This window comes from Brachybacterium sp. AOP25-B2-12, assembly GCF_052378625.1.
In the GTDB taxonomy this organism is placed as follows: domain Bacteria; phylum Actinomycetota; class Actinomycetes; order Actinomycetales; family Dermabacteraceae; genus Brachybacterium.
The window spans coordinates 227,628-240,900 of record NZ_JBQSXW010000002.1; the positions used below are offsets into that span (position 1 = coordinate 227,628).

10 protein-coding genes are annotated in these 13,273 nt (G+C 74.6%); all 10 read right to left on the minus strand.

Features of this window, described 5'->3' with window-relative positions:
• Positions 1–3: 3 nt before the first annotated feature.
• Genes ACT3TZ_RS02665 through ACT3TZ_RS02710 form a run of 10 tightly spaced genes read right to left on the minus strand, consistent with a single transcriptional unit; the run spans position 4 to position 13,239 of the window.
• The gene (locus tag ACT3TZ_RS02665) at positions 4–1,113 is read right to left on the minus strand and encodes a glycosyltransferase (protein WP_444581846.1); all 1,110 of its coding nucleotides are present in this window, start codon (positions 1,111–1,113) and stop codon (positions 4–6) included.
• Positions 1,110–3,167 (minus strand): glycosyltransferase, encoded by a 2,058-nt coding sequence (locus tag ACT3TZ_RS02670; RefSeq protein WP_444581847.1) that lies wholly within the window; start codon positions 3,165–3,167, stop codon positions 1,110–1,112. Before ACT3TZ_RS02670 ends, ACT3TZ_RS02665 begins: the two co-directional genes overlap by 4 nt.
• Complete coding sequence (locus ACT3TZ_RS02675) at positions 3,164–4,423, minus strand: ABC transporter permease (protein WP_444581848.1); 1,260 nt, start codon at positions 4,421–4,423, stop codon at positions 3,164–3,166. Before ACT3TZ_RS02675 ends, ACT3TZ_RS02670 begins: the two co-directional genes overlap by 4 nt.
• On the minus strand, positions 4,420–5,544 hold the full coding sequence (locus tag ACT3TZ_RS02680; RefSeq protein ID WP_444581849.1) for a glycosyltransferase family 4 protein: 1,125 nt from the start codon (positions 5,542–5,544) through the stop codon (positions 4,420–4,422). Before ACT3TZ_RS02680 ends, ACT3TZ_RS02675 begins: the two co-directional genes overlap by 4 nt.
• Positions 5,535–7,784 (minus strand): N-acetylneuraminate synthase family protein, encoded by a 2,250-nt coding sequence (locus ACT3TZ_RS02685; protein ID WP_444581850.1) that lies wholly within the window; start codon positions 7,782–7,784, stop codon positions 5,535–5,537. Before ACT3TZ_RS02685 ends, ACT3TZ_RS02680 begins: the two co-directional genes overlap by 10 nt.
• Positions 7,781–8,485 (minus strand): acylneuraminate cytidylyltransferase family protein, encoded by a 705-nt coding sequence (locus ACT3TZ_RS02690; protein ID WP_444581851.1) that lies wholly within the window; start codon positions 8,483–8,485, stop codon positions 7,781–7,783. Before ACT3TZ_RS02690 ends, ACT3TZ_RS02685 begins: the two co-directional genes overlap by 4 nt.
• Positions 8,482–9,654 (minus strand): hypothetical protein, encoded by a 1,173-nt coding sequence (locus ACT3TZ_RS02695; RefSeq protein ID WP_444581852.1) that lies wholly within the window; start codon positions 9,652–9,654, stop codon positions 8,482–8,484. Before ACT3TZ_RS02695 ends, ACT3TZ_RS02690 begins: the two co-directional genes overlap by 4 nt.
• Positions 9,645–10,676 carry a CgeB family protein gene (locus ACT3TZ_RS02700; RefSeq protein ID WP_444581853.1) on the minus strand — a complete coding sequence of 344 codons (1,032 nt, stop codon included), beginning with the start codon at positions 10,674–10,676 and terminating at the stop codon, positions 9,645–9,647. Before ACT3TZ_RS02700 ends, ACT3TZ_RS02695 begins: the two co-directional genes overlap by 10 nt.
• Positions 10,673–11,608, minus strand: a complete 936-nt coding sequence (locus ACT3TZ_RS02705) for a glycosyltransferase family 2 protein (protein WP_444581854.1) — start codon at positions 11,606–11,608, stop codon at positions 10,673–10,675. Before ACT3TZ_RS02705 ends, ACT3TZ_RS02700 begins: the two co-directional genes overlap by 4 nt.
• Positions 11,605–13,239 (minus strand): polysaccharide biosynthesis tyrosine autokinase, encoded by a 1,635-nt coding sequence (locus ACT3TZ_RS02710; protein WP_444581855.1) that lies wholly within the window; start codon positions 13,237–13,239, stop codon positions 11,605–11,607. The genes ACT3TZ_RS02705 and ACT3TZ_RS02710 overlap by 4 nt, the downstream gene beginning before the upstream one ends.
• Positions 13,240–13,273: the final 34 nt, after the last annotated feature.

Consider the following 13,273-nt stretch of genomic DNA (forward strand, 5'->3'; position numbering starts at 1 on the left):
CGGTCAGGCGGAGGATGCGCTGCGTCCCAGCACCTGGACCTCGGTGCGGATCCGCTGCACGAACCGCTCCTGCGAGAAGCTCTCCACCTCGGCCCGGATCCTCGCCGGGTCCCAGATGCGCCGCCCGCCCTCCTGCACCGCGTCGGCGATCGCCTCCGGGGTCGAGGCCTCGAAGAACAGACCCGTGACGCCCTCGCGGACGCTGTCGAGGTAGCCGCCCGCCCGGAGCGCGTAGGTCGGGACGCCGTGCGCTCCCGCCTCCAGGGGGGTGAGGCCGAAGTCCTCACGTCCGGCGGCGATGAGAGCCCGTGCTCCCGCGTACGTCCATCGCAGTTGGGCATCCGTCAGGTCCGACACGAACATCGCATTGCGCGGTGCGATCGCCCGCAGCCGGTCCTTCTCGGGGCCACGCCCCACCACGACCAGGCGCTCGTCGGGCAGGTCGGCGAAGGCCCGGAGCACCGCGTCGATCCCCTTGTACGGCTGCAGCCGCGCCACCATCAGGTGATGACCACCCGGCCCGAGCTGGTCGACGGGCTGCCGATCCCCGAGCGCCACCTCGGGATTGAACGGCGGGAACAGCGTCTGCGCGGCGATCCCGTAGACATCGGCGATCCGATCCCGGACCACGCTGGAGTTCGCCAGGTAGGCATCGGCCGCGTGGGCGGCCTGGCGGTCCCAGCGCCGCAACGACGGGCCCAGAGCACCGAGGGCGAGCCGCTTGACGGCCAGCGGTCCCGCCGCGCCCAGGTAGTCCTCGGGCAGATACAGCCACCGCGCCGGGGAATGGCAGTACACGAGACGCCGACCCCTCGTGGGGAAGGCATGCGCCCAGCCCGACGAGGACGCGACGACGACGTCCGCGTCGATCCGCATCCGGGACGAGGCCGCCCGCAGCAATGGCAGCGCCCGGCGGGGGTCGCGGCGCAGCACGACGATGCCGTTCAGCGGCCCCGTGCGGATCACGCGGTCACCGAACTCGGGGAACGTCTGCTCGGGTGCGTGGAAGAGCGTGTGGACCTCCGCCTCGGGGAAGGCGCGGCACAGCGACAGCACCACCCGTTCGGCGCCGCCGCGCTGGGTGAGGTAGTCGTGGGCGATGGCGACCTTCACGGGCGCATCGCCCCGTCCACGCCGCCCGGACCGTCGAGCGTCGCGAGGAGGTCGCGCACCCGGCGGGTCCCCGCGTCGGCGCTGTACCGCGCCTCCCAACGGCGCCGCGCGACGTCGACCACCGCCTGCCGCTCCTCGGGTCCCGCATCGATCGCCTGCTCGATGACCCGCGCGAGGTCGTCGGCGTCCCCGCGGCGGGCGACCCACGGATGCAGGGGTCCGACGACCTCGGGCAGCGCCCCGGCATCGGAGACCACGAAGGGCACGCGGGCGGACATGGCCTCGGCGGCGACGAGGCCGAAGGGCTCCTCGAACACGGAGGGGAAGACGGCGAGGTCGATGCTCTCGAAGAAGTCCTCCCGGCTGGTCCACCCGATCAGGTCCACGGCGTCGCCGAGCAGCTCGACGCATCGTGCCAGGGCGCGGGCGTCGTCGTCGTCCCCGAACCGCGGCTCCCCCGCGAGGACGAGCCGCACGGCTCCGGGTCGGTGCTCCAGCACGCGGGCGACGGCCTCCGCGAGCACCCCGATGCCCTTGTCCACCGTCGTGCGTCCCAGGAATCCGAGCCGCAGCACGCCCGCGTCCCGGGCGGCACCCCCGCGCCGTGCGGGTGCACCGAGATCGTCCGTCCAGTTCTCCAGCACGGTGGCGCCGTCGACCTCGGTCGCCATGAACACCGAGGGGACGAGCACCGCGCGAGCACCGCGTCGCGCGAGCCGGGCGGCCGGTCGACGGCTGCCCGTGGGCACCAGGTGCAGGTGCATCAGGCGGGGGCCGAGGGCCGTGGTGGCCAGGGCGGGCACCAGGCCGTTGCACCACAGGGGGATCCGCCGGTGCCGCAGGCGCCACCGTGCCAGGGACAGCAGGTAGGCGCGTCGCCCCGGTCCGGCCAGCGCCGTCACCGCGAAGCCCTCGTCCGCGGCGGCGTCCACGATGCCGCCTTCGGCGCGCGGGCCGAGCACGAGCACGGAGATCCCGAGGGACCGCAGTGCCCGGGCGATGTGCAGCAGCATCACCTCGCCGCCGCCGATCTCGGCATTGTTCGCCGCGATCGCGATCCGGGACGGCCCGGTACCGCGCGCCGCATCGCCCCCCGGACGTCGTGCGGCCGTGCTCCCGTCCGAGGCATCGCGCGCCAGCAGACGCCGGGGGACCCCGCGGCGGTACCGCACCCGGCCCACGGCTCTCCCGAGCGAGGCGACCAGCAGCGATGCCGTCGCCGGATCGACACGGCCGCGGCGGATCGAGGTCGCCACGAGCGCGCGCGCATCGGTCGCGATGTCCCCTGCGCACAGGCGCAGACCGTAGGGGCGCGCGTCGTAGGCCGGGTAGCGGTCGGCCATGAGGATCCGGCCCATGCCGAGCCGGAACCGCTTGCGGACGGAGGCCGATCGGCCGCTGAGGTGGAAGCGCACCGAGGCCTCGGGGGCGAAGACGAGCCGGTGCCCGGCCTCCTGGATGCGCCAGGAGAAGTCGACGTCCTCGACGCCGTACGCCGGGAGCGACTCGTCGAAGCCGCCGACCGCCAGGAAGAGCTCTCGGGGCAGCGCGCAGTTGGCGGTGATGACGTGCGGCAGGTAGGTGGTCCGCGCCAGGCCCTGGTCGAAGTCGTCCGGGGACGGCGAGCCGTCGGGGCGGATGGCCTGGAGCCTCCCACCCACGAGGGCGTCGTCGGAGCAGGCTCGCGCGAGCGCCCCCACCCACCGCGGATCCACCTCGTCGTCGGCGTCGCAGAACGCGAGGACCCTTCCCCGGGCACGGAGCCCGCCGAGATTGCGCGCCCGCGGGATGCTGGGTGCGCGGCCACCGGGGACCAGCACGGCCGATGCCGCCGCATGGCCCTCCGCCCGGATCCATCGGCGCACGACCTCGGACGTCGCGTCCCGGGATCCGTTGTCGACGACGATCACCTCGAAACGCGGATGCTCGACCTGCGCGTCGAGCGCGGCGAGCTGGCGCCCGATGACCGCCTCCCCGTCTCGGACGCAGATGATGACGGACACCTCGGGATCGGCGGCCTCCCGCGCTCCGGGCATCGCGCCGTCGCGGGTCATCGGGTCCCCCCGCGCGCGTGCGCCCCGAGCACCTGGTCGGGCGTGTCCGGCGCGACGACCGAGAGCGAGCCGGGGGTGGGATCCCCGTCGCGGGCGCGCAGGAGCGTCTGGAGCCCGTAGGCGACCGCGAGCGCCCACGGGAGGGTGTAGAACACCTCGCCCATGCGCTCGCCCGTCACGAGCAGCACGACGCCCAGGCCCATCGCGATCCCCAGGGGTGCTCCCGTGCGCGGTCGCAGCGGGTGCAGCAGGGCGACCACCGTGAGGATCAGGATGGCCCCGAGCCAGGGCCACCCGCCCTCGACCAGGGCGGTCCAGTAGGAGTTGTGGAAGAACCATCGGTCGGGTTCGATCACCACGAACGCGCTGCCCAGGCCGTCGCCGAAGAACCCGGCCTCGTGGACCTTGATCTCCGAGGCCGCGTCGATCCGTGCGCGCAGCAGATCCGACCCCGCGCGGTCGGAGAACACCCCGATCTGCGAGAAGTCCTCCGCCGTGAGGCGCACGGCGACGTAGGACAGGGCGCCCAGGACCAGCTTGCCCAGGAGCGGGAGCCGAGGACCCAGCACGAGCCAGACCGCCCCCAACGCATAGCCCGCCAGCGAGGTCCGCGAGCCCGTGAGCCACAGCGGACCCGCGAAGGCGCAGAGCACGAGCACCTTCAGGGGAAGTCGTCGCACGAGCGCGACACACAGGAGCCCCACCACGGCGTAGGTCAGGCCGGCGAAGTTCTTGTCGCCGATCAGCCCTGTGAGGTATCCGCCGTAGCTGTCCTGGACCACCCCGGCATAGAACAGCGGCACGTTGACCACGCACACCAGGGCGACGCCGGCCACGGCCGACCGCAGGTCGATCCGGCCCGACGCCAGGACGAACACCAGGATCGTCACCGCCACGAGGCGCAGCAGGCGCAGCCGCCAGTCCGCGGACCCGTCCTCGGGCGGGTCCAGGAACGACACGGCGGCGACGTAGAACAGCGCCGCTCCGGCCAGGGGCACGAGCATCTGGTACCTGCCCAGGTCGTGCGCGGGCGTCCGGAACAGGGCCAGCAGCACGGCACAGCCCAGGAACAGCTCGCTCGCGTGGCCGCCGAGGATCGGTCCGACATCGGTGAACATGAGGGCGAACAGCACGACCTCGGGAAGCTTGAGCGTCCCGATCCACCCTGCGAGCCGGCGTGCCTCGTGGGTGACCGCACCCCGGTCGGGACCGGGGTCCGCGACGCGCCGCGCGGCTGGTCCGCGTGCCGAGGTCATGCGCCGGCCCCCGTTCTCGCGTAGACCGCGGCGATCGCCGCGGTCATCCGTGCCACCGATCCTCCCACGGACCCGGTGGGGGGGCGCTGGGGCAGGTCGAGCCCCTGGCGCACGATCGCCCCGGCCACGGCGGCCGTGTCCACGGCGTCGACGAGACACTGCGGCGGCAGGATCTCGGGGTTGCCCCCGACCGGCGTCGCGACGACGCCCAGACCGGCCGCGCAGGCGTCGAGCACCGTGTACGACAGGTTCTCCCAGCGCGACAGCTGGACGACGACGTCGTGCTCGGCGAGGGCGGTCCGGGCGTCGACCGTGCCGCCAAAGGTGACCGCCCCGGCGAGGCCCTCACGTCGGACCTGGCTCTCGAGCTCCGCGCGCAGCACGCCGTCTCCCGCGATCGTCAGCGTCGCCTCGGGGTGCTCGCCGTGCACCTGGGAGAACGCCGTGATGACGGCGTCGATCCGCTTCTCGGGGGACAGCCGCGACAGCGAGAGCACGCGGAGGCCGGGACGGGGATCGGGATGGTCCCCGGGCTCGATGCCGTGGCGGACCACCGTGATCGGTGCCCCGTCACCCCACTGCGCGAGCACCTGCTCGCGGGTCGACGCGCTCACGGCGATGACCTGGTCGGTGCGGGCCAGACGCAGCCGGTGCGCGGCGGCCATCATGCGCGCCCGCGCCCGTCCTGCGTTGTAGAGGCCGGGCACCCCGGCGATCCCGTGCTCCGTGCTCACCCGGGCGAGGCGCCGGCCGTCGGGCCTCCGGGTCCCGACCGTCGCGGCGAGGACCACGAGGTCCGCAAAGGCGAGGTGGCTGTGCACGAGGTCGGGGCGCAGTCGCGCCACGGCACGGCGGACGGCGCCCACGGCGCGGGCCATGCCGTCGGCCGCGCCCACGGGCCCGACCGCGACGGCGTGGCCCCGGCGACGGAGCTCCTCGGCGAGAGGTCCCTCGGGGCAGAGGACCGCCAGGCGCCAGCCGGGCACTCCCGCATCGGCGACGTCGAGGACGTGCCGGGCGACCCCGCCGACCTCCGAGGTCGCGGAGACCCACAGCGCGAGCGGCAGGGCCCGCTCGGCCCCGGGGCCGAGCCGACGCCCGCCCGCACGCCTCAGAACCACGACTCCAACCGATCCAACGCCGTGAAGAACCCGGCCCCGCCGTCGACGTGCCCCTGCCAGATCTCCGGGATGAACGGCGCGTGCGGCGCCAGGCGGTCCAGCCGCTGGGCGAGGTCCCGGAAGTCCACCTCGCCGTCGCCCACCTGCACCCCCTCGCCGTCGACGCCGGTCGCGTCCACGATGTGCAGGTGCTCGATGTACGGGCCCATGACGTCGACGTACTCGCTGAAGGGCTGGTGGTGGAAGGTCGCGGCGAGCTTGGAGTGGGACACGTCGAAGGTCAGGCGCCGCCCGTGGGTCTCGCAGAACCAGGCGGTGTCCTCGGGCTCCATGAACAGGTTGTGGTACTGCTGGCCACCCATCAGCCACGGGAAGGGCGGAAGGGTCTGGGCGGTCAGCCGCACCCCGGACTCGTCCAGGCGCTCCAGGCCCCGCTGGACCCTCTCGTACAGCGGGTAGCGCTCGGCGGGTGTCACGTGGCGGTCGGGCAGGAACCCGCCCATCGTGACGATCACGATCGGGTCCTGCTCGGTGGTGAAGTGCTCGCGCAGGCGGCGGGCCATGTCGATGACGCGCTGGACCTCGTGGATCGAGCGCTCCCAGATCGCGTCGTCCGGGCTCGCGAGGTCGATGAGGAAGTCCCCGGGGTACAGGTCCGGGGCGTGGACGGTGTGGAACTGCGGCAGGCGCACCCCCGGCGCGAAGATCGCGGCGGGGTCCACGTCCATGTCCCGGGCGCTCTGGTGGAACTCCAGGAAGTCGGGCTCGGAGACCTCCAGCAGCGGGGCCACGTCGTGGAATCGCACCGGCAGCCCCCAGGGCCGGCGGAAGCGGTACGTGCGGCGCTCGCGGGCGGCACCGGTGACGTCCCCGGGGTAGAAGAAGTCCCCGGCGGGCACGTCGCGGTGCAGGGTCACGCCCAGCAGGGCGTCGCGGCGGTCCGGCTGCAGGCCGCGGCCGGGGCTGCGCACCTCCACGTCCTCGGCGGTGACGCGGTGCCCGGAGGGCAGGTCGCGCGTGGCCACGAGCGAGGTCGCGAGGTTCACGCGGTTCATGAGCTCACCGGTGGAGACCACGCGGGGGCTTGCCGAGCCCAGCGCCTCCTCGACGTCGCGGATCCGCCGCACCATCTCGCGCAGCTCCTCGGGCAGCAGGGAGACCTTGTGGTCGTTGCCCTCCAGGGTGCGGTCCACCGTCACGTGCTTCTCGATGATCGCGGCCCCGCGCGCGACGGCGGCCACGGGCACGTGGCCGCCGCGCTCGTGGCCGGAGTAGCCCACGGGGCAGTCGCCCAGCTCGGCCAGGCGGTCCATGTAGCGCAGGTTCACGTCCTTGAAGGGCGCGGGGTAGGTGGACTGCGTCTGCAGCAGCGCGAAGGCCGCCCCGTGCTCGCGCAGCACCTCGACGGCGCCGGTGATCTCGGCCTCGGTGCTCATTCCGGTCGAGACGATCATGGGCCTGCCGAGGTCCGCGACGTGGGCCAGCAGGTCGTGATGGGTGAGGTCCGCTGAGGCGATCTTGTACGCCGGGATCCCGTAGCGGTGCAGGGCATCGGCCGAGGGCACGTCCCACGGCGTGCACAGCACGTCGATGTCCCGGGCGGCGCAGTGGTCGAACACGCGGTACATGTCCTCGACGGACAGGGAGTACTTGGCCAGCAGGTTCATCGTGTACTGGGGGCCGAGGTCCTCCCCCGCGCCTCCGGCGCCGCCCTTGCGGTACAGGGCCGCGAGGTCGCGGAGCTGGAACTTCACGGCATCGGCCCCGGCGTCGGCGCTGAGATCCACGAGGCGACGGGCCAGCTCCACGTCGCCCTGGTGGTTGTTGCCGATCTCGGCGATCACGAGCGCCGGGTGCTCGGCGCCCACGGCGTGGCGGCCGATCCGGAGGGTGCGCGGGGCCGGGGCGGCGACCGCCACGACGCGTCCGCGGGCGTCGAGCACCGGGACCCGGTCGACGCCGGGCCGCAGGAGCGCGGCGATCCGCGCGACGGGGACACCCTCGGCGGCGGTCACGGGCCGGGAATTCGCGGCGTCGTGGCACGGTGCCTGCAGGTCCGGGGTGGCCTGCTCCGTGAGCCAGCGTCGCACGTCCCCGTCGGTGAGGGACCCGGTGAGCACGCCGTGCGGGTCCACGAGGAACACCACCCGGGACTGGTTGGCGCTGATGCGCCGCAGCGCCTCGAGGACGCTGAAGTCCTCGGCGACGAGGTAGGGGGCGGTCTGGCGGTCGATGATCATGTCAGGCTCCAGCCGAGCCGGACCAGCATGGCCTCGGCCGCGGCGACGTCGGCGGGGGTGTCGATGTCGATGCCCTCGGTCTCGTCGAGCACGAACAGCTCGGTGTGCCCACCGATGCGGTTGGCGTGCGCGCGATAGATCGCGGGGGCGGTGACGTACAGGCTGCCGTTCTCGAAGTAGTGCAGCTGCTGGGCGGTGAGCTCCTGGCGGCGGGGCCGGTGCGCAGGGTCGTAGTCCGCGGTGGCGGGGGCGCCGGGGGCGCTCGGCAGGTGCCAGAAGAACGGGGTCGAGGGGATCACGCCCACGAGGCTGTCGGCGCCGGTCTCCCGGAACCGTGCGAGGGCCCGGCCGATGGTGTCGGGGCGGCGCACCGGGCTCGTGGCCTGCAGCAGCAGCACGGCGTCCAGCGTCGCGCCCTCGGCCTCGACGACATCCATCGCGTGCAGCACGACGGGCTCGGTCGGGGTGGTGTCCTGGGCCAGCTCCGCGGGGCGCTCGATCACCCGGGCACCGGCGGCGCGGGCGACCTCGGCGATCTCCGCGTCCTCGGTCGAGACGGCGACGATCAGGTCCCCGTCGTCGGCGGCGCGCGCCTGGGCGACGGTCCAGGTGAGCAGGGGGCGCCCGCCCAGCGGCAGCAGGTTCTTGCGCGGCACGCCCTGGGAGCCGCCGCGGGCGGGGATCACGGCCAGGGCGGTCATCGGCGAGCCTCCAGGACCCGGGCGATCGACGCGGCGGGTTCGGCATCGGGGCGGCGCGGCGCGGGGGTGGGCTCGCACCCGCCGTAGCGGCGCATGCCGTAGCGGTCCCAGAGCTCGTGCACCCAGCCGGGGGCGTGGGGACCGTACGCCCACGCCGGCAGCCCGCGGGCGGCGGCCTCGAGGATCCCCGTGGAGAACACGGCGGCGACGGGCGCGTCGAGCTGCGCGAGCGGCACGTCGTCGGTCGCGAACTCGATGCCGCGGCGGCGCATCACGGCGTGGATCGCACGGGAGACGAGGTCGGTCTCGGCGGGGTGGGGGCGGTACAGGACGCCGTGCTCGCGGCAGAACCGCATGGCGGCGCCCACGGTGACGCGCCGCGACAGCTCCGCGCCGTGGATCTGCCCCAGGAACACCGGGCGCGCGCCGGGGTCGGCCGTGCTTGCCCGGTCGTCGGGATCGGTCGCTGGTGACCGGCGCGCCGCGCTCCCGGACGCGGAGCCCCTCGTGCCGGCGTCGTGCCCGGCCTGCCAGAGCAGCTGGGAGCCCACGTCGGCGACGCCCACGTCGCGGCGCCCGGCGCTCCAGAAGCGGCCGTCGGCCTCGCTCCATGCCAGCAGGATCGCGTCGCGGGGCAGCGGCGGGGTGAACGGGGTGAGCACGCCGTGCTGGACCACGTACTGCGGGATCGAGCGGGCGCGTGCCAGGCGGTGGACCCGCTCCCCGGTGTCGAGGTGCTGGCCGATGCTGACGATCGCGTCGACGGTGTCGGGGCCGATCACGGCGCCGAGGTCGCTGACGATGCGGTGCTCCCAGCCGGGCCCATCGGCCTCGGGGACGAGGAGACCCTCCGGGGCGAGCACCTGCACCGGGCCGGTCAGGTACGGCAGCGGCGTCAGCAGGCTCGCGCGGACCGTGGGGGTCGCGGCGTCGAGGACGATGAGCACCCGCCCGCCCTCGTGTCCGTCGCTCGCCGGGACCGCTGCCCGCGTCGAGAGCGTCCAGGCGGGTACGGGCTCCGCGACGTTCCCGTCACCGGCGCCGGGACGCACGCGCGCGCGGACGTCGGCGGCGGCGTGCCCGAGCGCGTGGCGGGCGCGCCGGCCGGGGCGGCGGCCCGCCTGCCACAGCCGCCACAGCTCGAGATCCTCGGGATGGTTCAGTCCCACGACGCCTCCAGGGTCCTCATGCGGTGGTCGAACGTGTGCTCGGCGAGCGTGCGGGAGCGTCCCGCGGCGCGCAGGCCATCGGCCCACGCGGTGTCGGTCAGGGCGCGGCGGCACAGCGCGGTGAGCTCGTCGACGTCGTGCCACACGGCCACCTCGGTGCCCAGGTCGTAGAACTCCGCGACGTCGTCGCGGTCCACGAGCTGCACCCCGGCCATGCCGGGGATCTCGAAGGTGCGCATCGAGGCATCGGTCTGGGTGCCGTGGATGTTGACGGCCGCAGCGGCCTGCCCCGCGATCCGGTAGGACTCGGCCAGGCTCACGTCCCGGGATCCCGCCACCGGCGGCCGGCGCCACGACCAGGTGCGCAGGCGGTCGATGGGGTGGGGGGAGAAGTCGCGGCCCCAGGCGTGGACCGGCAGCCCACGGGCCGCGAGCTCGGTGAGCACCTGCACGCGGTGCGGATACCCGGCGCCCACGAAGGCGACCAGCCCGCTGCGGCGCAGGTCCACCGGCGTGCGATGGGGGTCGAAGGCCAGCGGGAGATGCATCGCCCGCACCCCGTGCTCGGAGGACAGCAGGGCCGCCTCGCTGCGGGAGTACGTCGCGACGAGGTCGATGCCCCGCAGGATCTCCGGGGTGTGCTCGTGGCGGTGGAGGTCGTCGTAGAGCCACAGCGCGACCGGACGGTCCGAGACGGCGTCCCAGAACCGTTCGTCGAGGGCATCGCCCTTGATCACGAGCACGCGGTCCGGACGCTCGCGGGCCAGGGCGGCGAGCACCCTGTCCGTGAGGCGGGTGCGCTCGGCGTCGCGCGGCGCGGCACCGCGGCGCAGGGCCGCGGGCAGCTGCTCGGGCAGCTCGACCGTGGCCTTGAGCCGCAGCTTCTGGGCGAGGGTGTCGTAGGCGTCGTAGCGCAGGGTCACGACGTCGTGCCCCTGGCGGCCCAGCGCCTCGCCGATGCTGCGCCCGTAGTCGTGGAACGCGGGCGTGACCAGCAGCGTGCGGGGGCGCACGGCGGTCATCGCAGCTCTCCCGTCCGCACGGGCCGATGGATCGCGGTGAGCTCCTCGCGGGCCACCGCGAGCGGGGCGACATCGCGACCGGCCACGCGGCGCCCCGTGTTCCACACGAGGTTGACGGCGCTCGCGGCGGTCAGGGCGGTCACCAGCGCGCGCCGGTTGCCGTGCTTGGCGGCGTAGCGCAGGCGCGCCGCCACCAGGCGCCGGCGCCGCACGGCCTCCCCCGCGGAGGAGCCTCCGCCGAGGTGGACCACGCTGAGGTCGGCGTCCAGCAGCACCGGGACCCCGCGCTCGCGCAGGCGCAGGGCCAGGTCCACCTCCTCGGCGTACATGACGAAGCCCTCGTCGAAGCCGCCGGCTGCGAGCACCTCGGCGACGGGCAGCAGCAGCACGGCACCGCTGACCCAGTCCACGGGGACCAGGCCGTGGGCGCGCTCGGCGGCGAGGTCGTGGCCGACGGCGCGGTGCAGGCGGTCGTGGCCGCGCAGGCCCGCGAGCGGCACCAGCCACTCGGTGGTCTGCTGGGCGACGGTGGGGAACAGGCGCGCGGAGTACCCGGAGCGGCCCTCCGGGGAGGCGTTGCGGCAGCCGACGACCGCGGGCTGCCAGGGGGCCGCGTGGGCGACCAGCTCGGCGGCGAGGCCGGGGGGCGTGCGGAGGTCGGAGTTCAGCACGAGGGCCAGCGGCAGGCCCAGCTCGAGGAGCCCGGTGTTCACGGCGGCGCCGAAGCCGCCGTTGACGGGGCGCCGCAGCAGGTCGATGCCCGCGGGCAGGTCCGCCGGGTCCACGGGGATCGGGGAGGCGTCGTCGACGAGGAGGATCCGCTCGGGCCGTGACTCCTCGGCCGTGCCCTCGCCGACGAGGTCCGCCAGGAGGTCGAGCACGGGCGCGATCGGTCCGTGGACCGGGATGATCGCTCCGAGACCGTCGATCATCGGCCCTGGCCCTCCTGGGGGGACGGGTCCTCGACGCGGCGCATGCGGCGGCCGCCGCGTGCGGCCGGTGCGACCGCGGCCCGCGCGACGTCCGGAGCCGGAGCCGGATCGCCGGTGTGGGTGTGGGCGGGGGCGGACTGCTCGGGGAGCACCGACTGCGGCGTCTCGGCGCGCACGACGTCGTCGGCCACCTCGACCTCGGCCTCGGGCCCGGTGACCTGCCCCTTGGCGTAGCCGTAGGCGTACTTGCGCGAGCCGTAGCCCTGGGCCGAGTAGCCGTATTCCGCGTCGCCGTAGGCCATGCGGGTCAGGCGGCCCTGGGGGGCGCGGTTCATCACGACGCCGAACACCTTGCCGCCCACCCCGCGGATCGCCTCGACGGCGCGGGTGGCGCCCTCGGAGCGGGTGCGCCCGGGGACGGCCACGAGGATCGCGCCGTCGGTGTGGCGGGCCAGCAGCTGGGCGTCGGTGACGGCCAGGACGGGCGGCGCGTCGATGATGACGAAGTACTCCTCGCTGAGCGCCGCCACGAGCTCGTGCATGCGGCGCGAGCCCAGGAGCTCGGAGGGGTTGGGCGGGATCTCCCCCGCCGGGAGGATCCGCACCCGGGAGGCGGGGTCCTCGATGATCACGTCGGCGAGGTCGACGCCGCCGGCCAGCAGCTGGGACAGTCCCACCGAGCCGTCGATCCCGAACTGGCGGGCCTCGACGGGCCGCCGGAGGTCCGCGTCGATGAGGAGGGTGCGCTGACCGGCGCGCGACATGACGCGGGCCAGGTTCGCGGCGACGGTGGACTTGCCCTCGCCGGGGGCCGTCGAGGTGACGACGATCGACCGCGGCGGCTCGTCCACGTCGACGTAGCGCAGGTTGGTGCGGATCTTGCGCAGGGCCTCACGGGCGTGGAAGCTGCGGGGCTCGGGCAGGGGGCCCTTCTTGGGCCGCGCGAAGTCCTTGGCGTCGGGCAGCACGCCCAGCGAGGGGACGGCCAGGGCGGTGCGGATGTCGTCGGCCGTGCGGATCCGCGAGTCGTTGCGGTTGCGCAGCCACGCCAGGCCGAGGGCGATGACCAGGCCCACGGCCGCCCCGGCGGCGCCGTAGCGCGTGCGGTCCGGGCCGATGGGGGCGCCGGGCTGCTGGGCCACCTGGTAGGCCCGCAGCTGGGAGCCGGAGCCGGGCTCGAGGCTGTCGGCCTCTGCGGCGACCGCCTCGATGGAGGCGTTGGCGATGTCGCTGGCCTCCTGGGCGGTGCCGGCGGTCGCGGTGACGGTGATGATCGGGGCGTTGGGGTCCAGCGTGGCCGTGAGCGAGCCCGCGACGGCGTCCGGATTGGCGCCGGTGCCCAGCCGGTCCACGATCGCCTGGCCGACGGTGCGGGTCTGGAACAGCGGCAGGTAGAACTGGGCCTTGGAGTACTCGCCCTGGGTCCCCGTGGCCGGGTCCGTGTTGGTGCCGGCGGCTCCGCTGACGAAGCCGAGCGCGGAGGCCTGGTAGACCTCCGCCTTGGTGTACGAGTAGCCGAAGCCGGCGGCGGCGCCGATCACCGTCACGACGATCAGCAGCAGCGCGTTGCGCAGCAGCAGGCGGAGGAAGTCTTCGATCGTCACGGGGGCCCGTTCGTCCGGCAGTGTCAAGGTCCCGGCCATGGTAGGGCGATCCGGACGCCCG

Coding starts and splice junctions, on each gene's coding strand:
- ACT3TZ_RS02670 (WP_444581847.1), bottom strand. CDS start 3,167: ATGACCCGCGACGGCGCGATGCCCGGAGCGCGGGAGGCCGCCGATCCC.
- ACT3TZ_RS02675 (WP_444581848.1), bottom strand. CDS start 4,423: ATGACCTCGGCACGCGGACCAGCCGCGCGGCGCGTCGCGGACCCCGGT.
- ACT3TZ_RS02685 (WP_444581850.1), bottom strand. CDS start 7,784: ATGATCATCGACCGCCAGACCGCCCCCTACCTCGTCGCCGAGGACTTC.
- ACT3TZ_RS02690 (WP_444581851.1), bottom strand. CDS start 8,485: ATGACCGCCCTGGCCGTGATCCCCGCCCGCGGCGGCTCCCAGGGCGTG.
- ACT3TZ_RS02700 (WP_444581853.1), bottom strand. CDS start 10,676: ATGACCGCCGTGCGCCCCCGCACGCTGCTGGTCACGCCCGCGTTCCAC.
- ACT3TZ_RS02705 (WP_444581854.1), bottom strand. CDS start 11,608: ATGATCGACGGTCTCGGAGCGATCATCCCGGTCCACGGACCGATCGCG.